The 22019-nt window shown below is 71.7% G+C and carries 27 protein-coding genes; 18 read left to right on the top strand and 9 right to left on the bottom strand.

Annotated features, from left to right (window positions below; genetic code table 11):
* Positions 1-98 precede the first annotated feature (98 nt).
* A complete protein-coding gene (locus tag ACFWTE_RS03240; protein ID WP_378777482.1) occupies positions 99-467 on the bottom strand; it encodes a VOC family protein in 369 nt (122 codons plus the stop codon).
* 31 nt (positions 468-498) lie between these two features.
* Positions 499-1272, bottom strand: coding sequence for an SDR family oxidoreductase (locus ACFWTE_RS03235; RefSeq protein WP_378777480.1), 774 nt, complete (start codon positions 1270-1272; stop codon positions 499-501).
* A gap of 81 nt (positions 1273-1353) precedes the next feature.
* Here ACFWTE_RS03235 and ACFWTE_RS03230 point away from each other — a divergent pair, with 81 nt between their 5' ends.
* Positions 1354-1932, top strand: coding sequence for a TetR/AcrR family transcriptional regulator (locus ACFWTE_RS03230; RefSeq protein ID WP_378777478.1), 579 nt, complete (start codon positions 1354-1356; stop codon positions 1930-1932).
* Between the two features lie 345 nt (positions 1933-2277).
* On the opposite strand, the gene ACFWTE_RS03225 is transcribed toward ACFWTE_RS03230, so the two are convergent.
* A complete protein-coding gene (locus ACFWTE_RS03225) occupies positions 2278-2751 on the bottom strand; it encodes a hypothetical protein (protein ID WP_378777569.1) in 474 nt (157 codons plus the stop codon).
* Between ACFWTE_RS03225 and ACFWTE_RS03220 the strand changes: the two genes are divergently transcribed.
* Positions 2648-2908 carry a sigma factor-like helix-turn-helix DNA-binding protein gene (locus tag ACFWTE_RS03220; protein ID WP_378777477.1) on the top strand — a complete coding sequence of 87 codons (261 nt, stop codon included), beginning with the start codon at positions 2648-2650 and terminating at the stop codon, positions 2906-2908. The two genes, ACFWTE_RS03225 and ACFWTE_RS03220, sit on opposite strands and share 104 nt — an antisense overlap.
* Before the next feature lie 194 nt (positions 2909-3102).
* Positions 3103-3396 (top strand): hypothetical protein, encoded by a 294-nt coding sequence (locus ACFWTE_RS03215; protein ID WP_378777475.1) that lies wholly within the window; start codon positions 3103-3105, stop codon positions 3394-3396.
* Positions 3397-3465: 69 nt separating this feature from the next.
* Here the strand turns inward: ACFWTE_RS03215 and ACFWTE_RS03210 are convergent, their stop codons facing one another.
* Entirely contained in the window at positions 3466-4302 is an 837-nt protein-coding gene (locus tag ACFWTE_RS03210) for a VanZ family protein (RefSeq protein WP_378777473.1), read from the bottom strand.
* A 364-nt stretch (positions 4303-4666) separates the two neighbouring features.
* Between ACFWTE_RS03210 and ACFWTE_RS03205 the strand changes: the two genes are divergently transcribed.
* The 4 genes from ACFWTE_RS03205 to ACFWTE_RS03190 all read left to right on the top strand — a co-directional run bounded on the left by ACFWTE_RS03205 (position 4667) and on the right by ACFWTE_RS03190 (position 9221).
* Positions 4667-6403: a protein kinase gene (locus tag ACFWTE_RS03205; RefSeq protein WP_378777471.1), complete on the top strand. Its 1737-nt coding sequence runs from the start codon at positions 4667-4669 to the stop codon at positions 6401-6403.
* A 173-nt stretch (positions 6404-6576) separates the two neighbouring features.
* The gene (locus ACFWTE_RS03200) at positions 6577-7599 is read left to right on the top strand and encodes an NAD(P)/FAD-dependent oxidoreductase (RefSeq protein WP_378777565.1); all 1023 of its coding nucleotides are present in this window, start codon (positions 6577-6579) and stop codon (positions 7597-7599) included.
* Positions 7600-7878: 279 nt separating this feature from the next.
* Complete coding sequence (locus tag ACFWTE_RS03195) at positions 7879-8355, top strand: GbsR/MarR family transcriptional regulator (protein WP_378777469.1); 477 nt, start codon at positions 7879-7881, stop codon at positions 8353-8355.
* The gene (locus ACFWTE_RS03190; RefSeq protein ID WP_378777467.1) at positions 8352-9221 is read left to right on the top strand and encodes an alpha/beta fold hydrolase; all 870 of its coding nucleotides are present in this window, start codon (positions 8352-8354) and stop codon (positions 9219-9221) included. The genes ACFWTE_RS03195 and ACFWTE_RS03190 overlap by 4 nt, the downstream gene beginning before the upstream one ends.
* Positions 9222-9326: 105 nt before the next feature.
* Here ACFWTE_RS03190 and ACFWTE_RS03185 read toward each other — a convergent pair whose 3' ends face one another.
* Positions 9327-9971, bottom strand: a complete 645-nt coding sequence (locus ACFWTE_RS03185; RefSeq protein WP_378777466.1) for a response regulator — start codon at positions 9969-9971, stop codon at positions 9327-9329.
* A complete protein-coding gene (locus tag ACFWTE_RS03180; protein ID WP_378777464.1) occupies positions 9952-11220 on the bottom strand; it encodes a sensor histidine kinase in 1269 nt (422 codons plus the stop codon). The genes ACFWTE_RS03185 and ACFWTE_RS03180 overlap by 20 nt, the downstream gene beginning before the upstream one ends.
* Positions 11221-11524: 304 nt before the next feature.
* On the opposite strand from ACFWTE_RS03180, the gene ACFWTE_RS03175 reads away from it, so the two are divergent.
* The 3 genes from ACFWTE_RS03175 to ACFWTE_RS03165 are packed head-to-tail and all read left to right on the top strand — an operon-like array spanning position 11525 to position 12881.
* Entirely contained in the window at positions 11525-11950 is a 426-nt protein-coding gene (locus ACFWTE_RS03175) for a hypothetical protein (RefSeq protein ID WP_378777462.1), read from the top strand.
* Positions 11947-12285 (top strand): transcriptional regulator, encoded by a 339-nt coding sequence (locus ACFWTE_RS03170; RefSeq protein WP_378777460.1) that lies wholly within the window; start codon positions 11947-11949, stop codon positions 12283-12285. The genes ACFWTE_RS03175 and ACFWTE_RS03170 overlap by 4 nt, the downstream gene beginning before the upstream one ends.
* Positions 12282-12881, top strand: coding sequence for a GNAT family N-acetyltransferase (locus tag ACFWTE_RS03165; protein WP_378777458.1), 600 nt, complete (start codon positions 12282-12284; stop codon positions 12879-12881). The genes ACFWTE_RS03170 and ACFWTE_RS03165 overlap by 4 nt, the downstream gene beginning before the upstream one ends.
* 252 nt (positions 12882-13133) lie before the next feature.
* Here ACFWTE_RS03165 and ACFWTE_RS03160 read toward each other — a convergent pair whose 3' ends face one another.
* On the bottom strand, positions 13134-13520 hold the full coding sequence (locus ACFWTE_RS03160; protein ID WP_378777456.1) for a VOC family protein: 387 nt from the start codon (positions 13518-13520) through the stop codon (positions 13134-13136).
* 254 nt (positions 13521-13774) lie between these two features.
* Here ACFWTE_RS03160 and ACFWTE_RS03155 point away from each other — a divergent pair, with 254 nt between their 5' ends.
* The 6 genes from ACFWTE_RS03155 (at position 13775) to ACFWTE_RS03130 (ending at position 17973) form a co-directional block, all read left to right on the top strand.
* Positions 13775-14194: a MarR family winged helix-turn-helix transcriptional regulator gene (locus ACFWTE_RS03155; RefSeq protein ID WP_378777454.1), complete on the top strand. Its 420-nt coding sequence runs from the start codon at positions 13775-13777 to the stop codon at positions 14192-14194.
* A gap of 21 nt (positions 14195-14215) precedes the next feature.
* On the top strand, positions 14216-14671 hold the full coding sequence (locus ACFWTE_RS03150) for a hypothetical protein (RefSeq protein WP_378777452.1): 456 nt from the start codon (positions 14216-14218) through the stop codon (positions 14669-14671).
* Positions 14668-14934 carry a hypothetical protein gene (locus tag ACFWTE_RS03145; RefSeq protein WP_378777450.1) on the top strand — a complete coding sequence of 89 codons (267 nt, stop codon included), beginning with the start codon at positions 14668-14670 and terminating at the stop codon, positions 14932-14934. The genes ACFWTE_RS03150 and ACFWTE_RS03145 overlap by 4 nt, the downstream gene beginning before the upstream one ends.
* A complete protein-coding gene (locus ACFWTE_RS03140; protein ID WP_378777448.1) occupies positions 14931-15263 on the top strand; it encodes a rhodanese-like domain-containing protein in 333 nt (110 codons plus the stop codon). The genes ACFWTE_RS03145 and ACFWTE_RS03140 overlap by 4 nt, the downstream gene beginning before the upstream one ends.
* A gap of 220 nt (positions 15264-15483) precedes the next feature.
* Positions 15484-16812, top strand: a complete 1329-nt coding sequence (gene thrS, locus ACFWTE_RS03135; RefSeq protein WP_378777563.1) for a threonine--tRNA ligase — start codon at positions 15484-15486, stop codon at positions 16810-16812.
* 150 nt (positions 16813-16962) lie between these two features.
* Positions 16963-17973 (top strand): exonuclease domain-containing protein, encoded by a 1011-nt coding sequence (locus ACFWTE_RS03130; RefSeq protein WP_378777446.1) that lies wholly within the window; start codon positions 16963-16965, stop codon positions 17971-17973.
* 91 nt (positions 17974-18064) lie between these two features.
* Here ACFWTE_RS03130 and ACFWTE_RS03125 read toward each other — a convergent pair whose 3' ends face one another.
* Positions 18065-19201, bottom strand: a complete 1137-nt coding sequence (locus ACFWTE_RS03125; RefSeq protein WP_378777561.1) for a hypothetical protein — start codon at positions 19199-19201, stop codon at positions 18065-18067.
* A 259-nt stretch (positions 19202-19460) separates the two neighbouring features.
* Between ACFWTE_RS03125 and ACFWTE_RS03120 the strand changes: the two genes are divergently transcribed.
* A complete protein-coding gene (locus ACFWTE_RS03120) occupies positions 19461-20336 on the top strand; it encodes a GyrI-like domain-containing protein (RefSeq protein ID WP_378777444.1) in 876 nt (291 codons plus the stop codon).
* 108 nt (positions 20337-20444) lie between these two features.
* On the opposite strand, the gene ACFWTE_RS03115 is transcribed toward ACFWTE_RS03120, so the two are convergent.
* Entirely contained in the window at positions 20445-20813 is a 369-nt protein-coding gene (locus ACFWTE_RS03115) for a MerR family transcriptional regulator (protein WP_378777442.1), read from the bottom strand.
* Positions 20814-20874: 61 nt separating this feature from the next.
* Between ACFWTE_RS03115 and ACFWTE_RS03110 the strand changes: the two genes are divergently transcribed.
* Positions 20875-21978, top strand: a complete 1104-nt coding sequence (locus ACFWTE_RS03110) for an alkene reductase (RefSeq protein WP_378777440.1) — start codon at positions 20875-20877, stop codon at positions 21976-21978.
* The last annotated feature ends 41 nt before the right edge of the window (positions 21979-22019 follow it).

Raw genomic sequence — 22019 nt, 5'->3', positions numbered from 1 at the left:
CTCCCAGGCCCCATTCGGAGCCCTCCAGGACCGTTCCGGCCACCTGTCCGACAAACGATCGATTGCCGACAGGCGCGGCTCGGTGGACGGCGACCGGCTCAGGTCGAGCGCAGACAGAAGGGGTGTCCGGCCGGGCTGGCGTAGACGCGGCTGCCGGTGTGGGTTTCCGGAGTGATCTCGTCGGTGGGCCGCAGTCGGGTGGCGCCGGCGTCGGTGGCCGTGCGGTCGGCGGTTGCGAGGTCGTCGACGCTGAAGTCGAGGTGCATCTGTTGGGAGGTGCCGTCCGGCCAGTTCGGGGCGGTGTGTTCGGGGGCGGACTGGACAACGATCACCGGGTGGCCGGGGATCTGAACGAAGTGGTGGGTCGGTGTGGGGGTGAGCGAGCCGCCGAGCAGCCGGTGCCAGAAGGAGCTCTCCTTCTTGATGTCGGCGGCGTCGATGATCACGGAGGTCAGGGTGATGGGCATGGGGGTCCTGTTCGTACTGGTCGGTGGTTGCTCAGACGGTCGGGATGATGCCACCGTCGACGCGGAACTGCGCTCCGGTGAGCCACTTCGCGCGGCCGGAGGCGAGGAAGGCGATCAACTCGGCGACGTCCTCGGGATCTCCGGGGTGGCCCATGGGGACCTTCAGGTGGTCCACGATCTGCTGCGTGACCTCTTCGGTGGTGATGCCCTGCTTCTCGGCCATGTGTTTCAGGTGGGCGGTGGCACCGTCGGTGACGACGAAGCCGGGCAGGACGCAGACCACGCGCACCCCGTGCTCGCCGACCTCGGTGGCCAGTTCGCGGCTGTAGGTGTTGAGCGCGGCCTTGGCGGCGGCGTAGGACGCCTCGGTGCGCTGAGGCAGTTGGCTGGCGATCGAGGAGACGTGCACGACGACGCCGGAGCCCCGCTCAACCATTCCCGGCACCAGGGCCCGGTCCAGGCGCACGGCGCTGAGGAGGTTCATCTCCAGGTCAGCCTGCCAGGATTCGTCCGACCGGCTCAGGGTCGGCGCCGGGGTGCTCGCCGCGCCCGCGTTGTTCACGAGCACGTCCACGCCGCCCACCTGCTCGACGACGCGGCGGCCGAGTTCGGCCACACCCTGCTGCGTGGAGAGGTCCGCCGCGAGGAATGTGGCACCGCTGTCCTCCTCGGGCCGGCTGCGGGAGGCCGTCAGCACGGTCGCGCCCGCGGCGACGAAGCGGCGCACGGTCGCCGCGCCCAGGCCCCGGCTGCCGCCGGTGACTAGTACCCGAAGGCCGTCGAGGCTGTTGTCCGTGATGGGCATGAGGTCTCTCCTCCGTAAGATGAACCTGACTCCGGAAACGATACACGTAAACGGAACCGGACTCACCTTATGGAGGTTCTCTTGCCGGCATCACGCCCGCTGCGCGCCGACGCGCGACGCAACCGCGAGGCACTGCTGTCCGCGGCCCGCCAGGCGTTCCTAAGCGGCGACACCGACGCGCACGTCGAGGACATCGCCCGCAGCGCCGGCGTCGCCGTCGGAACGCTCTACCGCCACTTCGAAACCCGCGAAACGTTGATCGAGGAGATCTACCGCAAAGAGGTCGACGACCTGTGCGCCGCGCCCGGCGTCCTGCTGGACCAACACGCCCCGGAGGAGGCGCTGCGGCGCTTCCTGCTGCTGCTCGTGGACCACGCGGCGGTGGGCAAGGGGATGTCCAGTGTGCTGGAAAGCATCATGGCGACGGACTCACCGGTCTTCGACGACGCACGCATCCGTATGGCCAACGCCCTCTCCCTGCTGCTCGAAGCCGGCAGCGCGGCTGGCACCGTCCGCGACGACGTCACAGGCTCCACCCTGTTGCGCGCCCTGGGCGGCATCTGCGGAATGCGCGCCACGGAGGGCTGGTTGGTCGAGGCCCGGCAGATCACCACCCTCCTCTTCGACGGCCTGCGACACGGCGCCCCGCAGTCACCCTGAGTCGGGGGCCGCGCGCTGTGCGCCGCCGGCCAGGTCCTGCCCGTCACTCCTGACCGCTCCCGTCGTCGTCCTCGTCCAGCTCCGGCGAGTCAGGATCGGGGGCCGACAAGATACGCCGGAAAGGGGCAACGGGGTCTTCCATCGAAGCCCGGAGGCGGTCTGACCGTACTGATAAGAGCAGTTACCGGCGGTCAGAACTAGGCGATACCGGGACGAACCACGCCGGGTCGCTAGATCACCTCGCGCAGCCGGATTGGTCTACCTCCTGACCTGAGGGAACGCTAGGCCATTGCCGCTTTCCGGCGTACTTGGTTCGCCCCCCCGGGTGATGCCGCCGCCCCCGCTTCAGGACTGCACGACGGGGTTCTCCGGGGACAGGCCGGCGCGCTTACGGATCTTCTCCCGCGCCAGGATGTACACGAGGAAGAGCGCGCCCACCAGGGGCAGCAGGATAGCCAGGGGCAAGATGAGCAGGCCGACGTCATCGCTGTTGTCCGGCAAGCGGGTCAGGTCAGCGCCGAAGCCCAGGCACAGAAGCGGGTAAAGGGCTGGCAGGGGCAGCGCCAACCAGGCGTCCCGGCTCTTGCTGGCCGGGTGCAGCGCCTGGACCAGCAGCAGGACCAGCAGGACCAGGACGGGGGAGGCGAATACGGCGGCGGCGCCGACGTAGCCGAGTTCACCGAGTCCTCGGGAGAGGACTACATCGTGGCTGGACATGGTGCTGAAGGCGACTTCGAAGGTGAAGATCGCGCCCATGGCCAGCGTCATGGGGACGAAGAAGCGCATGGTGTCCTCCTGGGGTGTGCTGGGGCCAGCCAAGCACGTGGGGCCGGGCCAGGAGGGGTGTTTCCGCAGAGGAATCGGGATCGAGACCGGCCTGTCCTACGCCAACATCGCCGCCGAGGTTGGGCTGAGCCGCGGCACCGTCCAGCAGCTCGTCGAGCGCGGGCGACGTCGGCGGTGTGCTCGCGGGTGAGCGCTTCGGCGGGGAGGGGGTCCCGGTAGTTTTCGCGGAATATCCAACGCTACCTAAACGGCACTTCCTTGCCCTTCCGGTCTTACTTGGTTCGCCCCCCAATCCGCTCACCTCCTGCCGTACTGTCTCGTCCTGGTACACACTGGTGTCCCCGCGGCCCCGCTCACCGCTTCCCCCGACCGAAGGTGTGCGCTATGCCGCTGTCTCAGTCCACGAAGTTGGTCATCCTGATCGGCGCCGCGCTGGCGGTCGCTGGCGTGATCGCGGGCGCGCTGCCCATCGAGTCCGGGCCCATGTCGTTGTCCGACTGCGGGTCGGTGTTCTCGCCCGCCAATGCCTACCTGGAAGGGCCGGAGTGCGCCGGGGCGCGATCCGGGCGTGCGCTGTTCGTGTGGGGGCCGATCGGGATCGGTGCGGTACTGGCGTTCGGCGCTGTCCTCATCGACCCGGCGTTCGGGAAGCCGAAGGCGAAGCCTGCGGAGAAGTAGGTCGCCCGGCCTCGGTGTCGGCCTGGCTGCGCCGCCACGTGGGGCTGATCGTGGCCATCACGACCGTGATCAGCTCCCTGGTGACCGTGGCCACCTGGCTGGGCTGGACCCCCGCGACCTGAATCGTGCCCGGACACAAAAAGGCCGGCACCCGAAAGGGTGCCGGCCTCCGTCAGATTCGTCTCCTCCTCGCCCCGGCATACCTTGCGGCTTGCCGGGCGTTCGGGAGCAGCGGGCCGAATTGGCGAGAGCATCCGCAGTATCGGCAACCTTTCCCATGGCCGTGATCCATTGGAGGGCCTCGACGACTACCGAAAGGGACGGGCCGAACAGCAGGCGCACCCACCACGACGAGAAGGAGAAGAAGGCCAGGATCCCCAGGGGGACGAACAGGAGTGCGTTCAGAGCCTTTTCCTCGACGATCATGGTCTGGTACTGCAACGGTTCACCCGCCGCCTCGATCCCCTCGGAGAGTTCGGCGAGGACGATCCTCTCCTGGGCCGGCGGTACCGCCTCGCCCTCGGCGTCGACCACGGACGCGCCGGTCTCGGGGGCGCCGTACACGTAGAAGTCGACCGGGCCCGCCCGCCGGACCTCCTCCCTTTCCTGCTCGGTGAGTTCCTCGGGGCTGTAGCGGGCGGTGCTGCCGTCGGTCAGGTACTGGCCGAAGCTCTCCTCCACGGTTTCCTCCCTCGCGAGTTCGTCCACGAAACCCAGAGGGTTCCACTCGACGAATCGGCTGGAGCCGGCCGGGGATGCACCGGAGGCCGGCATCACCAGAACCAGGATGTAGACGGCCGCCACCGCCGCCAGTACTTTTCGCGTGTTCTGAGGGAACGAGCCCCACGAGCGGACCGCGAGGGCCGAGAGCACGAGAGAGAAGGCAAAGAGCAGCAGGATTGCCACGGACAATGTCAGCGGTGTGGCGAGGAACAGAACTCTCCACATTCGGACGTCGCTCCAATGATCTTTCAGCGGCTTCGAGTAGAACGTCCGGGATATTACCGACCGACGGGGGTGAGGAGCGGAGCCCGGTCGGAAAAGGTGCGTTTCTGGGGACTCCGTGAGCGCGTGGGCGGGCAGCCCCCGCCCCGGCGGATGTCCGGGTGGGGCGCGGTCGCGCCGGGCGTTTCGACTCGGTTCGGCGGCCCGCTCCCCTCTCACTAGACTGGTCGCCCGGCACGCGCGGAAGCCCCTGTCCCGCGCCCCTCGCGCGCACCGATGTCCACTGTTCACGAGGTCGCCAGACCCCGTACCGCGAGGGAGACCGATGGGGTCCGACGCCGATCCGCACCGCACGCTGCGCGAGCGCTACCGACTGCTGGCCGAGATCGGCCGCGGCGGCATGGGACGGGTCTGGCGGGCGCACGACACCCGGCTCAACCGCACCGTGGCTGTCAAGGAGATCCTCCTGGGCCCCGGCCAGGACGAGACCGACCGCCGGCGCACGGCGGCCCGGGCACGGCGCGAGGCACAGGCCGCGGCGATGGGCGGCCACCCCAACATCGTCACCGTGCACGACATCGTCGAGGACGACGGCCGACCGTGGATCGTCATGGAGTTCCTCACCGGGCGCTCCTTGCACGAGCTGGTGCGCGACGACGGTCCGCGAGACCATCGGGAGGCCGCCGCGTGGGGGTTGGACCTGCTCAGTGCCCTGACCACCGCTCACGGGCAGGGCATCACCCACCGCGACGTCAAGCCCGAGAACGTGATGGTGACCGACTCGGGGCGGGTGGTGCTCACCGACTTCGGGATCGCCACCATCTCCGACACCGCCTCGATCACCCAGACGGCCGGGGTGCTCGGCTCCCCCGCCTACCTGGCCCCCGAGCGCCTCAGCATGCACCCGGCCAGCCCCGCGAGCGACCTGTGGTCACTCGGTGCGACCCTGTACCACGCGGCCACCGGGGTCTCCCCCTTCCGCCGGGAGGGTATTCCCGCGACGCTGCACGCCGTCACCTCCCAGGAGCCGCCGGACCTCCTGGGGCGGGGGCCGCTGGGCCAGGCCGTCCAAGGGCTCCTCGTAAAGGATCCGGCGGGGCGGATCGACGCCGAGAGATGCCGCGAACTGCTCTCCGCCCAAGCGGGCGCCGGTGCCCTCAGCACGCATTCCGCGGTCGCTTTCCCCACGGCCGTCCTCCCGCCCTCCGGACCGCTGCCGGCGCCCGTGACGACGGCGCTCCCGCCCGGGTTCGGTACCACCCGGCAGACGTCCCCGGCGGCGTTCGCCCCTGCGCAGGCGACCCGTCCGGTTCCTCGAACGCCCGCGTCCCCTCCCGGCCCGACGGTCCCGGTGGCACCACCGGCGCCCTCCCGCGGAGGACGGCTGTCCTGGCCCTTCGTGGTGCTCACCCTGGGTCTGGCCGGGCTCGTTGCCGCGGCGTCCCTGCTGGTCGCGCTCGATCCGTGGGGAGGCAGCCCCGATTCCTCGTCGGCCGCTTCCGGTGCGGATGGAAGCGGCGAAGACGGCCCCGCGGCGGGTGGCGGAGAGGGGGACGACGCCGAAGAGGGCTCCGACCAGGGAGGCGAGGGTGAACCGGAGGAAGGAGAGGAGGGCTCCGGGAGCGGGACGACCTGGACCGAGGAGGCCCAGGGCTTCGGGATCGGGGTACCCGACGGGTGGATCCGCAGAACCTCGGGCAGCAGTGTCTACTACGACTCCCCCCACGACGGCAGCTACCTCCAGGTCGACCTGGCCGAGCACCCGACCGACGACGAGTACCAGCACGTCCTGGGCCAGGAGCAGAACGTCCACGAATCGGGACGGATGCCCGGCTATGAGCGGGTGCGGTTGGAGGACGCCACCGACGGCAGTGACTACCACTCGGTCGCCGAGTGGGAGTTCACGTGGAACAGCGACGGCCAGGATCGGCGCCTGCTGACCCGCAACATCGCGGTGACGCCCGGTGTGCACTACACGATCGCCTGGGCCGGTGCCGCGTCCTCATGGGCCGACCAGGCCGACCTGCGCGCCGAGGCGCTGGACTCCTTCGAACCCTCCTGAGCCCTCCCACGAGGGCCGTGGCGGCAGGCCCTCCGCCGGAACCGGCCCGTGCACCCGGTCCGGTTCCGCCACACATGCTCCCCGGGACGTCTCCCACACCACCTTTTTGCCATAACGGCAACAGAACTTGTCGTTCTGGCCGGGGGTCGCGCATGGTGGACGCGGAGGTGGTCATGGTGACCGAAGAGTTGAAGGACCGCTATGACGTGGTCGTCGTCGGAGGTGGCGCCGCCGGGTTGAGCGGGGCGCTGATGCTGGCACGGGCGCGCCGGACGGTCGTGGTGGTCGACGCGGGAGCTCCCCGCAACGCTCCCGCCGAGGGCGTCCACGGGCTGCTGGCCCTGGACGGGACGGCGCCCGGCGAACTGCTGGAGCGCGGCCGGGCGGACGTGCGGCGCTACGGCGGCCAGGTGGTGCCCGGCCGGGTCGACGGGGTGGCCCGCGACGGAGACCGGTTCGCGGTGTCGCTCGCCGACGGCCGGACGGTGCACGCGCGTCGGCTGTTGGTGACCACGGGGCTGGTCGACGAGCTCCCCGACATCCCGGGGGTGCGGGACCAGTGGGGGCGCGACGTGGTGCACTGCCCGTACTGCCACGGCTGGGAGATCCGCGACCGCGCCATCGGCGTGCTGGCCGTCGGGCCGATGTCGGTGCACCAGGCGTTGCTGTTCCGCCAGTGGAGCGAGGACGTCACGTTCTTCTCCCACACCGCGGAGCCGCTGACCCAGGAGCAGGCGGAGCAGTTCGCCGCCCGCGGCATCAGGGTCGTGGCCGGTGAGGTGGCGTCCCTGGAGGTGGCCGACGACCGCCTCGCGGGTGTGCGGCTGGCCGACGGCACGGTCGTCGCCCGTGAGGCGGTGGTGGTCTCCTCGCGGATGGTGGCGCGCGCCGGCTTCCTCGCGGACCTCGGGCTGCGGTCGGTGGAGCACCCGTCGGGGGCCGGTGAACTCGTCCCCGCCGACGCCGCCGGGCGCACGAGCGTGCCGGGTGTGTGGGTGGCGGGCAACGTGACCGATCTGACCGCCCAGGTCGGCGCTTCCGCCGCGGCGGGTGCGGGCGCGGGAGCGCAGATCAACATGGAGCTGGTCACCGAGGAGACCGGCCGGGCGGTCGAGGCCGCCCGGGACGCTTTCTCGGCCGAGTCCGAGGCGCGCGTGAGCGCTCTGGTGACGGGTGGACGCGACCACGGCCTGTGATCGGACGCGGTAGCGCCGCTCACAGGACAAGCCGATAAGGGGCCACGGGCGGGTCGGGGCCGCCTTCGAGCTCGACGCCGACGGTGTCACCGGCCGCTTCGTCGACGCCCGCACCGCCCGCCTGGAGGCAGCGGGCCGCTGACGGGCGCACGGGGTGGCCGCGCGGTAAACCGGGCTCGGTGGAGCAGGGCTGTCGGCCTCCCCACCTTCTCGTGGGTCGCGTACCCCTCCACATTGCAGTCATTGCAGTCATTACTGCAATGACTGTAATGTGGGGGCATGAGCGAACCCACAGAGGACGAACTGGCCTTCGTCGACGACGTCGCGGGGTTCTTCGCGCGCGAGGGCCTGCCCCTGATCTCCGGCCGAGTCATCGGCTGGCTGCTGATCAGCGACCCGCCCGAGCAGAGCGCCGCCCAGATCGCCGAGGTCCTGCAGGTCAGCCGCAGCTCCATCAGCACCGCCACCCGCCTCCTCACCCCCAGCGGACTGGTCGAGGGGGTGCGCCGCCGCGGTGAGCGCCAGGAGTACTTCCGCATCGCGGCCGACGGCTGGAGCCGGATGCTGGAGCGCCGCTACGCCCAGGCAGCGGAATTTCGCGAGGTCACCGAGCGCGGGCTGAGGGGCCTGGAGGACGCCACCCCCCAGCGGCGCGAACGCCTGGTCGGTGTCAACCGGCTCTACGGTTTCTTGGAGACCGAACTCCCCGCCGTGCTCCAGCGCTGGCGGCACGGGCAGGAGGACCACGTCCGATGACCCACTCCGCGACCCCCTTCGAACGCACCGTCATCGACCGCCCCGAAGGGCGGCTGAGCGTGGTGACGGCGGGAGGGCAGGGCAGCCCCGTCGTCCTGCTGAGCGGCGGCGGGCAGGACAACGTCCTGCTCAGCTGGCGCCACCTCCTCCCCGTCCTGGCCGCCGAGCACCGCGTCTATGCGCCCGACTGGCCCAAACAGGGGCACAGCAGGCCGTGGAACGGCACCGCCGACCACGACGCCCTGACGGCCGTCATCACCCATGTGCTGGACCGCTTCGGCCTGGACCGGGTGGCGCTCGTGGGCCTGTCCCAGGGCGGGGCCATGGCCCTGTCCTACGCCATCGACCACCCCGAACGGGTGGAGCGGCTCGTGGCCCTGGCCCCCGCCGGCATGCTCGCCTTCCCGCCCGGGGTGCACCAGCTGCTGTGGCTGATCGCGCGGAGCAGGTTCCTCAACAGCACCCTGCCCGAGCGAATGTTCCGCACCCGCGAGGGGGTGGAGCGCTTCGTGCGGCGCGGCCTGTTCGCCGGTCCGGTCCCGGACCTGGACGCCGTGGTGGAGGAGGTCATGGAGGAGGTGCGCGGGAGCGGGGCCGGCTCCTCCGACTGGCAGAACGCCTCCATCGGCCCCTGGCGGATGAAGGTGGACCTGCGTCCGCGCCTGGGCGAGATCTCGTGTCCCACCCTGTTCATCCAGGGCGACAAGGACCTCGCTGTCCGTCCGGGAAGGACCGTCGAGGCGGCCCGTCGGGTGCCCGGGGCCCGCCTGGAACTCCTGGAGGACAACGGCCACTGGGTCAACCGGCAGTCCCCCGAGCGGGTCAACGCCCTGATCCGGGAGTTCCTGGCCGCACCCCCGGCCTGATCCCGGGGCGGGGGCGGCCTGCCCTCCCCCGCCGAACGGGGCGGCGGCGGGCGCCGCCCGTGGAGGCCAGGGCCCCGCGTGGGCAGGGCGGCCCGGCCCCCTCCCTCAGGAGCCCAGGTAGCGCAGCACCGCCAGCACCCGGCGACTGTACCCGGCGGTGTGACCCAGGTCCAGTTTGTCGAAGATCGCGTTCACGTGCTTCTCCACCGCGCTCAGCGACACGAACAGGCGCTCGGCGATGAGCGTGTTGCTCAACCCCTGGGCCATGAGCTCCAGGACGGCGCGCTCACGCGGGGTCAGCCGTGCCAGCGGATCGGCGTGGATCGTGCGGGCCAGCAGCTGGCGCACCACCTCGGGGTCGAACGCGGCCCCGCCGCCGCGCACCCGTTCCAGGGCGTCCAGGAACTCCCCCACGTCCGAGACCCGGTCCTTGAGCAGGTAGCCGACCCTGCCCGAGGCTCCGGCGAGCAGTTCGGCGGCGTAGCGCTGTTCCACGTACTGCGACAGCACCAGCACCGCCACCCCCTCGTGCTCGGCCCGGATGCGCAGGGCGGCGCGCAACCCCTCGTCGGTGTGGGTCGGCGGCATCCGCACGTCCACCACGGCCGCGTCCGGCGTGTGCTTGGCGACCTCCTCCAGCAACGCCTCGCCATCGCCCACGGCGGCCACCACCTGGTGGCCCTCCTCCTCCAGCAGCCGCACCAGGCCCTCCCGCAGGAGGACCGAGTCGTCAGCGATCACCAGGCGCATGGGGGCTCCGTATCCGTTGTTCGCCGGGGAGGGGCAGGGTGGCGCGCACCGTGGTCGGCCCGCCCTCGGGACTGTGTACCGACAGTGTCCCGTCCAGCGCCTGCACCCGTCGCGCCAGGCCGGTCAGCCCGCTCCCGGCCGGGTCCGCACCGCCCCGGCCGTCGTCGAGGACCCGCAGTTCCAACACCCCGCCGTGGCCGCCCAGGTGCACGATCACCTCCCCGGCACCGGCGTGCTTGACTGCGTTGGTGATGGACTCGCGCGCCACGAAGTACACGGCCGTGGCCAGCTCGCCCGGGGGCGGCGCGGGCAGGTCCGAGCGCACCGTCACCGGGAGCGGGCTACGACTGGCCACCTCGGTCAGAGCGGCCTCCAGCCCCAGGGTGTCCAGGGCGGTCGGGTAGACCCGCCAGGCCACGTCGCGCAGCTCGTCCAACAGCACCCGGGACTCGGTGTGCGCCTCGCGGACCAGCCGCGCCGTCCGTTCGGGGTCGGTGCCGCGCTGGGCCCGGCCCAGCAGCATCGCCAGTGCCACGACGCGCTGCTGCGCCCCGTCGTGCAGGTCGCGTTCGATCCGTCGGCGCTCCTCGTCCACGGCGCGGACGATCCCGGACCTGGTCTGGGTGAGCTCGTCGATCCGGCGGTTCAGCAGGTCCTCGCGACTGGGGCCCAGGAGGCTGCGGGCCAGTGCCCGGTCGACGGCGCCGGACAGGGCCACGACCAGCCACACCGCGGCGACAACGACCAGCCCCATGGTCAGGCCCAGGTTGATACTGGAGACGAACAGCCGGGCTCCGGGCAGGACCACCGGGACGGTGGTCCCCGTGCCCGTGGCGGCCTCCAGCACCGCCCCTCCCAGGAACACCGCCACCAGTACCGCCGTCGACGGCGCCAGGTAGCCGCACACCAGGGCCAGCGGCAGCCGCAGGAGCAGGTAGGCCACGCGGGAGGCGGTGCCGGGCCGCGGTTCGACCGCGCAGCCCGTCCAGCGCTCCAGTCGGATCAGGTCCAGATCGCACAGGCGTACCGCCCACCGGGAGAGGGCGGCCCGCGCCCGCCGGTGGGCGGAGGGCCTGACCAGCGTCGGCACCAGGAGCAGGACGGCCGCCGCGGCCCACACGAGGGTGAGGGCCGCGGTGAGCAGCCCCAGGGCCGTGCCCGTGAACTCCTCCGCCGCCCGCCTGAACGGCACGGCCACCGCCCGGGCACGCGGGCCTGCCGCCTCCCGTGCGTCGTCGGACTCGCCCATTCGTACTCCCCGCCCCCGTTCTCCGGGTCTCACACGTCCCTGCGCGTGAACACCAGCGCGCCTGCCGTCAAGGATGCAGCCGCCCAGAACAGGAGTACCACCGCCCCGGCCCGCACGGACCGCCGGAGAGTCCCGGCCACGGCCCCGTGCGGTCAGCGGTCCCGACCGGAACTTCCGTAGGTGAGGTGGCGCAGCAGCCTCCCGGCGGGCCCCCGGTGCCCCTTCCGCCGCTGACAGTCGGTCAGGGCGACAGATACGGGCCGTCCGCCCACCATCATAACTTTATGAGTGATAAAGTTATTTCATGGCAGAAAAGCACTTCACCTACGATGATGCGGCTTCCCGTGTGTCCACCAGCCAGGAGGTCGGTGCCCGCGCGCTGCGCGCAGTGCGCTGGTTCCGGTGGTTCGTGGCACTGCAGACCGTGTTCGCCCTGGCCTTCACACTCTCCATCGACGTGTTCGGGGCTCCGTACTGGATCGCGTTCGCCCTCCTACTGCTGGCCTCGGCCCCGGTCTGGGCGACTGCGTACCGCCACAGCCTGTCGGCACCGCGCCACGGCTTGCGCAACACGGGCATCGCCGTGGCAACGTGGTTCGCGCTCTACACCCTGATGCTCGACCCCGCCCTCCAGCTCGTGGGGGTCTCCTCGCCGTGGTGGTGGGTGCTGGCCGGCACCGTCGCGGCCAGCCCGATCGCGGCGTGCCTGTGGGCGAGTTCGCGTCGATGAGCCATCCGCGCAAGGACCTGGACACGCTCATCCACTCACCGGTGAGGTTCTCGCTCCTAGCCGCGCTGCGGAACCTGGAAGAGACCGACTTCCGTTTTCTCGCTGACCTCCTGGAGGTCAGCGACTCCACCCTGTCCCAGACCCTTACCGTGCTCCTGGAAGCAGGCCTGGTCGACGTCCGCAAGGAGGCCGCGGGCAGACGCACCCGTACATGGGTCAGCATCACCGACGCGGGCCGCGACGCGTTCAACCGGCACCTGACCACCCTGCGGGCAATCATCGACTCCGGCCCCGACCACCCATCCACCCACACTCCAGAAGAGGACCCTTCGTGACTTCGTTCCTGCGCCTCGGCGCACCCCAGGACCTGGACACGGTCGTCGACACCTTGGTCGCGGCCTTCGACGACTACCCGTGGACGCGCTATGTCATCCCCGAGGACGACTACACATCCCGGCTGCACGGGCTCCAGCACCTCTACCTGAACCACGCCTTGAACCACGGGATCGTTGCGGTCAGCGAGGACGGTGAGGGGGTGGTCGCGCTCCTGCCTCCGGACGCATCGGAGCCCGGCGAGGAGACCCTCGAGCGGATCATCACCCTGTACGGCGACCGGATCGACCGCCTGGCAGGCGCCGACCAGCGGTCCGTGGACCCCGACGACTGGAGTTTGGAAACCCTGGGAGTGCACCCAGACCACCAGGGCAAAGGGCTCGGGGGAGCCCTGATCGAGTTCGGCCTTGACGCAGCGGGACGGCAGGGCGCCCGAGCCGTGCGACTGGAGACCTCCGAGGAGCGCAACGTCAGCCTCTACCAGCGGTACGGCTTCCGCATCACCGATCGTTCCCAGCCTCCCGGTGGGCCGCCGGTATGGACGATGCGCACAGTGTTGGACACAACCGGTGCCGGCAACGAAACACGGTCCGCCTGAGGCGGGCAGGGACACGGGGGCTCCCAACCCGGAGTCCGGGGCCCGCCGCACTCAGGGTGCCGTTAACGAACGAGGCACCAGCCGCAAACGGCGGTGACGCCCCTGTTCAACCCGGCCAGGCGGGGTGAGAGCCACGTTCTCGACGCTCGTCAGTGTCGAGAAACGAACGTTTGTTGGACAGGTGGCTCTTGCGTGGAGGAGTTCCGGCGCACCGGCCCCCACCACTCGCGGGGAACCGGTGCGCGGTTCCGGTCAGGGGCGGCGGCCCGCCAGGACGCAGAACTCGTTCCCCTCCGGGTCGGTGAGTACGACCCAGCTCTCCTCGCCCTGGCCGACGTCGGCGCGTCGAGCGCCCAGGGCGAGCAGGCGGCGGACCTCCTGTTCCTGCTCCCTGTCGGTGGGGCTGACGTCGATGTGGAGCCTGTTCTTGACGGTCTTGCCCTCGGGCACGCGCGCGAACGTCAGCGTCGGTGGCACCGGGCCGGGACGGTTGCCGCCCTCGGACGCCGCAGGGGAGCCGATCGTGACGAGGTCCTCGTCCTCGTCATGCACCTCGTAGTCCAGGACCGAGCACCAGAACCGGGCGAGCCCGCCGGGGTCGGCGCAGTCGATCGCGAGCTCGGTGAACCTGCTGGCCATGTCAGGACCTCCCGGTCGGGTGGCGGGACCGCCGTGGGCCACACGGTGATCGCGGAGTTCGAGGGGGAAGCCTTCGCGGGTGCCTCGTCGAGGGCCTTGCGGGGCACGGACGGAACGGACCCTAACAAACGGGTCCTTCCCGCGAAACGGGTTTTCTGCACGGCGAGCCCGCCCTCTGGATGACCCGGAACCGCGCAGCGATGGCGGCCGCCGTCCCCCGCGAACCCCGGTCCTCGGGCGGGTAGCCTGACCCCATGTCCGAGCTTCCTCCCTTCAGCCCCACCGTCACGCTGCTCACGGTGGGCCGCGTGTGGGAGTCCGCTTTCAACGCGGCCCTGAAGCCCCTCGGGTTGACCATCCGCAAGTACGGCCTGCTGGGGCACGTGCGCGGTACCCCGGGCATCTCGTTCAGTGAGCTCGCCCGGCGCTCACGCATCACCGTGCAGAGCGCGCACACCGCGGTGGCGGCGTTCGTGGGGGCGGGTCTGGTCGACGACGGGACCGCGCACGCGGGGGCCGCGTCGAGCCTGAGGGTCACGGCCGAGGGCGAGGCGCTGCTGGCCCGGGCGGCCGAGGTGGTGGCCCGCCTCGACGCGGAGTTCGCCGCGCAGCACCCCGAGCTGACCGAGGCGCTGCGCGCCCACATGGCACGGGTGGTGTCGGGCACCGACTGACCTTCAGTTAGGCTGAAGGTCATGGAAGCCCTACTGCTGTCCGTCCATGTCGTGGCGGGCATCCTCTTCGTCGGCCCCGTCGCCGTGAGCACCAGCCTCTTTCCCCGGTACGCGCCGGTGACCGCCGCGCCCGCGGGCCCACAGCGGGTCGAGCGGAGCCCCGACACCGCCCGCCTGCTGCACCGCATCACCCGCGTCTACGGCCTCCTGGCGATCGTGGTCCCCGCCGTCGGCCTCATGCTCGCCCTCGTGCAGGGCCGCACGACCGAGGTCTGGGTCGTCGTCGCGATGGTGCTCACCGCCGTCGCGGGCGCCCTGCTCGCCCTGCAGATCACGCCGCGCCAGCGGGAGGCTCTCGCCGTCCCCGACGACGGTGCCCAGCTGCGACGCCTGGCCATGGTGGTCGGCGTCTTCAACCTGCTGTGGGCGGCCGTCGTCGTGCTCATGATCGTGCGCCCCGGATCGAGCTACTCATGAACGCACTGCTGCGCACGCTGTCCGTGCTCTCGGCCCTCGAACTCCTCAGCGTCCTCGTACTGCTGGTGAACCTCGCCACCGTGCACCACGACACGCTCACGGGACTCCTCGGCCCGACCCATGGCGCGCTCTACCTGGCCGTCGCCGTCACCGCACTCCTGGGCCGCGGCCTGACGGTGCGGACCCGCGTCGGCGCGCTCCTGCCCCTGCTGAGCGGTCCCCTCACGATGGTCAACGTGCGACGGGAGGCGCGGAGCGCATGAGCCTGCGGCACTACCTGCGACGACCACCGGCCGTCACCGCAGCCGAGGCGGTCCGCCTCATCGAAGAAGGCGCGCTGGTCGTCGACGTGCGCCGCGAGTTCGAATGGAAGCGGGCGCACATCCCGGGCGCCGTGCACGTGCCCCTGGAGGAACTGCCCGAACGCTGCCTGGAGTTTCCCGAGGACCGTCTGCTCATCACCTTCTGCACCGGCGGTCTCCGGTCCGCCGGTGCGGCGAACCTACTGGTGGAGTACGGCTTCGACGCGGTCAACATGAGCCGCGGCCTCGTGGACTGGCGCGCCGTCGGCGGGCCTCTCACCACCGGGTGACCGGTCACCGCCGCGGAAGTCCGGAAGCCGACGGGACCTGGGGAACGCCGCCCCGGCGGGGCTCTCCCGGCATCAGGGGGACACCGCACGGCGTGCCCTGACCCGCCTCCCACCGCCCTCCCCAAAGCCCCGGCCCGCCCGTGAGGAGTCTGCTAACCTCGGCCCCATGAAGCGCGCTGCCATGACGACGACGCCGGAGAGTGTCCCGGCGCGCTGACATCTGTCTTGTTCGAAGCCCCGGGGCGAGTGCCCCGGGGCTTCGCCGTACGGTCACTCGCTCCACCCACGCGAGGAGACCGCCATGTACGACCACCGCAGGCTCGGCCGTGAGCTGGAGCTGTTCGGCACCGACCCGCTGATCGGCGCGGGCCTCCCCTACTGGCTCCCGGACGGCGCGGTCGTCCGGCACGCGCTGGAGGAGTACATCCGCACCGCCGAGAGGCGGGCGGGCTACCAGCACGTTTACTCCCCCGTACTGGCCAAACGGGAGCTGTACGAGATCTCCGGGCACTGGTCCCACTACCGCGGCGACATGTTCCCGCCCATGGACCCGGGGGCGGAGGGGCCCGGCCGGGACGGCTCTGGGCAGATGGTCCTGCGGCCGAGTCTGTGCCCTCACCACGCGCTGATCTTCAGGTCCCGCTCCCGCAGCCACCGGGAGCTCCCCCTGCGCATGGCCGAGCTGGGCGGCATGTACAGGTCCGAGCCCTCGGGCGTGCTCGGCGGACTCACCCGTGTCCGCGCCATCCAGCTCAACGACGCGCACGTCTTCTGCACCCTGGACCAGGTCGCCGAGGAGGCCGGCGCGGCATTGGAGCTGATCAGCGGGGCCTACCGGGCGCTGGGGATCGTCCCGGCCCGGTACCGGCTCTCCCTGCCCGGTCCGGGCGGCAAGTACGTCGACTCCCCCGACCTGTGGCGGCGCTCCACCGCCCTGCTCACCGACGTCCTGGACCGTGCGGGACTGCCCTACGAGGCGGCCGAGGGGGAGGCCGCCTTCTACGGGCCCAAGATCGACGTCCAGGTCACCGACGGGGCGGGACGGGAGTCCACCCTGTCCACCGTCCAGGTCGACTTCCACCAGCCCGAGCGGTTCGACCTGCGCTACGTGGGCGCGGACGGCGCCGGGCACCGTCCGGTCATGGTCCACCGCAGCATCGTCGGCAGCGTGGAGCGGGCGGTGGCCCACCTGATCGAACAGCACGGAGGCGCGTTCCCCGCCTGGCTCGCCCCGACCCAGCTGGAGGTCCTGCCGATCAGCGGGGACCAGGTGTCCCACGCCGAGGAGTTCGCCCGCAGGTGCGCCGGACTGGACCTGAGGGCGCGGGTCAGCGGCCCCGGCAGGGGCAGCCTGGGGGCACGGATCCGCGCGGCCCGGCTCGTGCCCTACCAAGCGGTCATCGGGGCGAAGGAGGCCGTCGACGGTCGTGTGGCCCTGCGCCTGCGCGACGGTCGGCGCCTGGACCCGCTACCGGCGGGAGAGGTCCTGGAACGCGTGGGCGCGCTGGTCGGGGCGCACAGCACCGACCTGTGGGACGGGGCCGCCTGAGTGCGCCCACCGCCTCCCACCGCCCGGCCCCGCCGGGGCCGGGCGGGCCCACAGGCCCGGCGGTACCGGCCGGGGTGGGCGTTCGGTCCCCGGCGGGGCCTCGGCGCGGGTAACCTCGACCCGTTCCCCGTACGTTGCAGGAGGCACGTGGTGTCCCACACCTGGACCGCGATCGACTTCGAGACCGCCAACCACGACCGCGGCAGCGCGTGCGCGGTCGGCCTGGTGCGCGTCCGTGACGGCGCGGTCGTGGACCGGTTCACCACCCTCATCCGGCCACCCCGGCAGGTGGACTTCTTCTCCCGGCACAACATCGCCGTGCACGGCATCACCCCCGCCGACGTCGCCGACGCCCCCGCCTGGCCCGAGGCGCACGCCCGCATCGTGGAGTTCGCCGACGGGGACCCGCTGGTGGCGCACAACGCCGCCTTCGACATGGGCGTACTGCGCCAGGCCTGCGAGCACACCGGGCTGGCCCACCCGGCGTGGGAGTACACGTGCACCCTGGCGCTGTCTCGGCGCACCTGGACGGACCTGCCAGACCACAAGCTGCCCACCGTGTGCGCCCACATCGGCCACCTGGTGACCCATCACCACCGGGCCGACGCCGACGCGGAGGCCGCCGCGAGCATCATGATCGCGGCCATGACCCGCTACGGCACGTCCTCCCTCGCCGACCTGGCCCGTGCCGCCCGTCTGGACCTGCGACGGATGGAGGCGGCCCGCGCCCTCCCGGTCCAGGAGGCCCTGCCCGTGGCGGTGGGCCCGTCCGCCCCGGCCCGCACCACGGCCGCACCCTTCCCCGCTTCGGGGGAGGACCGTTTCAGCAGGTGGCAGCGGGTCGCCCAGACCCCGCTCCCCGAGCCCTCCCCCAACGCCGACCCCGCAGGGCCCCTGTACGGGCGTACCGTGTGCGTCTCCGGAGACCTGGCCTCCATGGACAAGCCCGAGGTGTGGCGGCGCGTGGCCGAGGCGGGCGCGCGTCCCGCCAAGAACGTCACCCGCAAGACCGACGTGCTCGTCCTCGGCGGCCACGACGGCACCGGCAAGACCTCCAAGCACCGCCAGGCCGAGACCTACCGCGAGCGCGGCCAGCGCATCGACCTGGTCACCGAAGCCGAACTCCTGGCCCTGCTGGGGATGACCACCCCCGGCCCCTGACCGGCGGTCGTGCTCCCAGGTACGGGTCCCCGGCAACGACGGAGCCGCCCGCACCCCCCGAGGGACGCGGACGGCTCTGCGCGGAGGCCGCCTACTGCTTCGGGAAGCGCAGGGTGGCCCCGCTCTCGGCACTGGTGCGGCCGTGGTCGAGGAGTTCGGTGAACGCCGCGTCCGCCATCACCGCCGAACGCAGCATGAGCGCACTGGCCGGGGCCCGAAACGCCGCGTTCGGGTCGTCCAGGCCCTTGGGGCCGCTGCCCACGAGCAGCGGCTCGTTGAACGACCCCCACAGTTCGGGCTCACCGTCGCGCTCCGCGCCCAAGAGCAGGGTCTCCACCCTGGCCTCCGACAGCATCGGGAGGATGGGCGCGGTCCCGCGCACCGCCTGGTCGTGGGCGAGCTTGCGCTGGTAGTCGTCCAGGAACGCGTCGTGCCTTTCCACCACGAACTCGCGCAGGGCGTCCTCGGCGGCCTTGTGCAGCCGCTCCTCGGCGTCGGTGCCCCCGCGCCCGCCCGGGACCACCCGGATCGGGGTGGTGAGCTGGCGAGGCCCCAGGTTGTCGCGCAGGTAGGCGATGGCCTCCTCGTCACCGCCGACGATGATCAGTTCGGCGCCGACCTTGCGCGCGGCCGACCGCACGTACTCGGCGACCTTCGCGGTGTTCTCCCGCCACAGCTCCTGGGCGGCGTGCGAGTCGGCGCCCGGGCCACCGGGGTTGTTGCGCTGGCCGCGACCGCCGCGTCCGCCCAGGCCGTCGATGTTGCGCAGGGACTCGCCGGTGGAGTCGGCCTCCAGCACAGGCTCCTCGGTGGGGTGGGAGGCGTAGGCCGTGACCTTGGCGTTGACCCGGTCCAGGGCCACCAGCACATAGGGCAGGCGTCGGCCCCGGTCCACGGCCAGGGGGAGCACGTCCGGGACGGGAAGGTACGACGCCCGGTCCTGGACGGGGGCCTCGCTCAGGGTGTGCGCTCCCAGGAGGCTCCCCTCGGAGGCGAAGAGGGCCTGGCCGTGGTCGCCGTAGGAACGGGACGACCCCTCTCCGACGGCCTCTTCCAGGACGTCCAGGGTGGCCTCGTCGGTGCCCAGCGCGGCGAGCTCCTCACGCAGGTGCCGCCAGCGCAGTTCGATCTTCTTGTCGGCGTCGGTGGTGTCGCGGCTGGTGTCCATGTGAACCGAAGCCACCGGAGCGCCGCTCTCGTACAGAGGTCGCAGAAAACCCATGTCCATGTATCCGCGGGGCGTGGTCACCCCCGCCCCGCCCACCTCCTTCTCGGGGTCGGTCTGCGGGCCATCCTGGGGCCAGTGGTGCTAACCGTACGTACGCCACGTCGAGGGCGACACGCTCCTTGCCGAAGGATTCCCTTGCATTGCCCCGGAACGGAACGGCGGCCACCCGACAGGAGAGGCGCGTGAAGTGTCGGGCGCGGGAGGGGGCAGCGTCCCTAACGTCGGAGGTGTCAGAAGAAGGCGCGAGGGAGGAGGGGCCGTGCTGGACAGGTTGAACCGGGCCCTGGAACGGGTCGAGGAGGACCCCGGGTCGCCGGTGGACGTGGCGGGGATGGCGCGGGACGCGCTGACCTCCGAACACCACCTGCGCCGGCTGTTCTCGGCGCTGGCGGGGATGTCCCTGTCGGAGTACGCGCGGCGGCGCAGGCTGACGCTGGCGGGCGCCGAGGTGATCCACGGCGACGCCGCCCTGCTCGACATCGCGGTCCGCCACGGTTACGGGTCGGCCGAGGCGTTCGCACGGGCGTTCCGCGCCATGCACGGCGTGGGCCCGGGCCAGGCCCGCAGGAGCGGCGCGGTCCTCGCCTCCCAACCGCGGATGACGTTCCGCCTGACCGTCGAAGGGAGCACCACCATGCGTTACCGGATCGTGGAGAAGGAGGCGTTCCGCCTCGTGGGGCACAGGGCCAGGGTCCCTCTCGTACACGAGGGGCCCAACCCGGCCATCGCCGCGTTCACGAGGGGGCTGGGCCGAGCCGCGCTGGAGGAGATGGGACGGCTGTCCGACCAGGAGCCGCGCGGGGTCCTGTCGGTGACCGCGAACATCGACCCCTCAAGGCAGGAGGGCAGCGAGCTGGACTACTACCGGGCGGCGGCCACGTCCGCCGCCGTGCCGGAGGGAATGGAGGTCCTGGAGGTGCCCGCCGGGACCTGGGTGGTCTTCCCGTTCTCGGGCTCCTCGGGAAGTTTCCCGGAGTCGTTGCAGCGGATGTGGGCGGACGCGTTCGCGCACTGGTTCCCGTCCCACCCGTCCTACCGGATCGCGGAGGGGCCGGAGATCCTGCGGGTGGAGTACGGGCAGGACCCCGCGGATGCCGAGGGGGAGCTGTGGCTGCCCGTCGAACGGGCGGACTGACGCCCTTTCGAGCCGGCCGCGGCCCCCGGGCCGCGGCCGGGCTCTTTTCGGCCCGGGGCCGCCGGTCCGGCCGGGAGCGCCGGTCCGGGGCCACGCACGGGGCCCGCCCTACGTCGCCACCGGTTCGGCGGAGGCGGCCTTGATGACGTCGTCGAGCAGCCCGCGTGAGCGTTGCAGGTCCCCGATCATCCGGTCGATGCGGTCGCGCTCCACCATCAGGTCCACCACCAGGGAGCTGCCGGGTTCGGCCGGGCCGCCGTCGGCGTCGCGCATGCACGGCAGCAGTGTCGCGATCTTGGCACTGCACAACCCCGCCGCGTACAGCTCCTGGATGCGCACCACCCGGTCCTGCGCGGTCTCGCCGTACTCCCGCTGGCCGCCGGGCGTGCGCTCCGACGACAACAGGCCCTGCTGCTCGTAGTAGCGCAGGGATCTCGTGCTCACCCCGCTGCGCCGGGCCAGCTCACCGATCCGCATGGGCTACCTCACACTCTCCGCACTTGAAGTTGACATTGGTGTCAACTTCTACGGTATCCCCATGGACACCGCATTCGGAACCTCGCCGCTGCTCGCGCCCGCACGCCTTGCCGGCATCGACCTGCCCAACCGCCTCGTGATCGCCCCGATGACCCGCAACCGGGCGGAGCCGTCGGGGACCGCGGGCGCGCTGATGGCGGAGTACTACGCCCAGCGCGCCTCGGCCGGCCTCATCATCGCCGAGGCCTCCACCCCGAGCGCCGTCGGCCAGACCTATCCGAACATCGCCGCCCTGTACCGCCCCGAGCACGTCGAGGGCTGGCGCACGGTCACCCGCCGCGTGGAGGAGGCGGGCGGCCGCATGTTCCTCCAGATCCAGCACGGAGGCCGCGTCGGCCACCCCGACACCAGCGGGCTGACGCCGGTGGCGCCCTCACCCGTGGCCCTGCCCGACTCCATCCACACCTCCGGCGGGCGCCGGCCGGCCGTGACCCCCCGTGAGATGGACCAGGACGAGATCGACCGCACCGTCGCGGACTTCGCCGCCACCGCCCGCCGCGCCGTGGACGCCGGGTTCCTCGGCGTGGAGGTCCACGCCGCCAACGGCTACCTCCTCCACCAGTTCCTGGCACCCAACACCAACGTGCGCCAGGACGCCTACGGACGCACCCCCCAGGGGCGTATGCGCTTCGTCCTGGAGGTCGTCGGGGCCGTCGTCGCCGAGATCGGCCCGGACCGGGTCGGGGTGCGCGTCTCCCCCGGCCGCGCCACCAACGGCATCACCGAGACCGCCGACGACGTCGCCTCCCTGTACCCCGAGCTGACCGGGCGCCTGGACGCACTTGGCCCGGCCTACCTGCACGTGGCCTTCGCCGACCCCGACAGCCGGATCTGGAAGGAGATCCGCGACCGCTGGTCGCGCACCCTCATCGGCAACCCGGTCCTTCCCGCCGACCGCATCCCCGCCGACGGCGGGCGGGCCCTCGGCGAGCGGATGCTGGAGGCCGGAGCCGACCTGGTCTCCCTGGGACGGCCCTTCCTGGCCAACCCCGACCTGACCGAACGCATCCGCACGGGGGCGCCGGTCAACGCCGTGCGCGACGCGTTCCTGATGTACGTGGGAGGCGCCACCGGCTACACCGACTACCCCTTTCTGGCCGGCTGAGCCCCGTCCGCGACGTGAACACTCCCGGCGCAGCGTCGTCC

Source organism: Nocardiopsis sp. NPDC058631 (assembly GCF_042716955.1).
In the GTDB taxonomy this organism is placed as follows: Bacteria; Actinomycetota; Actinomycetes; order Streptosporangiales; family Streptosporangiaceae; genus Nocardiopsis.
Note: the sequence above shows the minus strand (reverse complement) of the source record. Positions and strands in the feature narration are given on the sequence as shown.

Excerpts from the sequence above, each read along its gene's own strand:
- ACFWTE_RS03200 (WP_378777565.1), top strand. The coding sequence starts at position 6,577 with ATGGTGACCGAAGAGTTGAAGGACCGCTATGACGTGGTCGTCGTCGGA.
- ACFWTE_RS03220 (WP_378777477.1), top strand. The coding sequence starts at position 2,648 with ATGGTGCTGAAGGCGACTTCGAAGGTGAAGATCGCGCCCATGGCCAGC.
- ACFWTE_RS03240 (WP_378777482.1), bottom strand. The coding sequence starts at position 467 with ATGCCCATCACCCTGACCTCCGTGATCATCGACGCCGCCGACATCAAG.
- ACFWTE_RS03215 (WP_378777475.1), top strand. The coding sequence starts at position 3,103 with ATGCCGCTGTCTCAGTCCACGAAGTTGGTCATCCTGATCGGCGCCGCG.
- ACFWTE_RS03110 (WP_378777440.1), top strand. The coding sequence starts at position 20,875 with ATGGACACCGCATTCGGAACCTCGCCGCTGCTCGCGCCCGCACGCCTT.
- ACFWTE_RS03195 (WP_378777469.1), top strand. The coding sequence starts at position 7,879 with ATGAGCGAACCCACAGAGGACGAACTGGCCTTCGTCGACGACGTCGCG.
- ACFWTE_RS03170 (WP_378777460.1), top strand. The coding sequence starts at position 11,947 with ATGAGCCATCCGCGCAAGGACCTGGACACGCTCATCCACTCACCGGTG.
- ACFWTE_RS03185 (WP_378777466.1), bottom strand. The coding sequence starts at position 9,971 with ATGCGCCTGGTGATCGCTGACGACTCGGTCCTCCTGCGGGAGGGCCTG.
- ACFWTE_RS03175 (WP_378777462.1), top strand. The coding sequence starts at position 11,525 with ATGGCAGAAAAGCACTTCACCTACGATGATGCGGCTTCCCGTGTGTCC.
- ACFWTE_RS03205 (WP_378777471.1), top strand. The coding sequence starts at position 4,667 with ATGGGGTCCGACGCCGATCCGCACCGCACGCTGCGCGAGCGCTACCGA.
- ACFWTE_RS03150 (WP_378777452.1), top strand. The coding sequence starts at position 14,216 with ATGGAAGCCCTACTGCTGTCCGTCCATGTCGTGGCGGGCATCCTCTTC.
- ACFWTE_RS03180 (WP_378777464.1), bottom strand. The coding sequence starts at position 11,220 with ATGGGCGAGTCCGACGACGCACGGGAGGCGGCAGGCCCGCGTGCCCGG.
- ACFWTE_RS03115 (WP_378777442.1), bottom strand. The coding sequence starts at position 20,813 with ATGCGGATCGGTGAGCTGGCCCGGCGCAGCGGGGTGAGCACGAGATCC.
- ACFWTE_RS03235 (WP_378777480.1), bottom strand. The coding sequence starts at position 1,272 with ATGCCCATCACGGACAACAGCCTCGACGGCCTTCGGGTACTAGTCACC.
- ACFWTE_RS03145 (WP_378777450.1), top strand. The coding sequence starts at position 14,668 with ATGAACGCACTGCTGCGCACGCTGTCCGTGCTCTCGGCCCTCGAACTC.
- ACFWTE_RS03160 (WP_378777456.1), bottom strand. The coding sequence starts at position 13,520 with ATGGCCAGCAGGTTCACCGAGCTCGCGATCGACTGCGCCGACCCCGGC.
- ACFWTE_RS03155 (WP_378777454.1), top strand. The coding sequence starts at position 13,775 with ATGTCCGAGCTTCCTCCCTTCAGCCCCACCGTCACGCTGCTCACGGTG.
- ACFWTE_RS03140 (WP_378777448.1), top strand. The coding sequence starts at position 14,931 with ATGAGCCTGCGGCACTACCTGCGACGACCACCGGCCGTCACCGCAGCC.
- ACFWTE_RS03190 (WP_378777467.1), top strand. The coding sequence starts at position 8,352 with ATGACCCACTCCGCGACCCCCTTCGAACGCACCGTCATCGACCGCCCC.
- ACFWTE_RS03125 (WP_378777561.1), bottom strand. The coding sequence starts at position 19,201 with ATGGACATGGGTTTTCTGCGACCTCTGTACGAGAGCGGCGCTCCGGTG.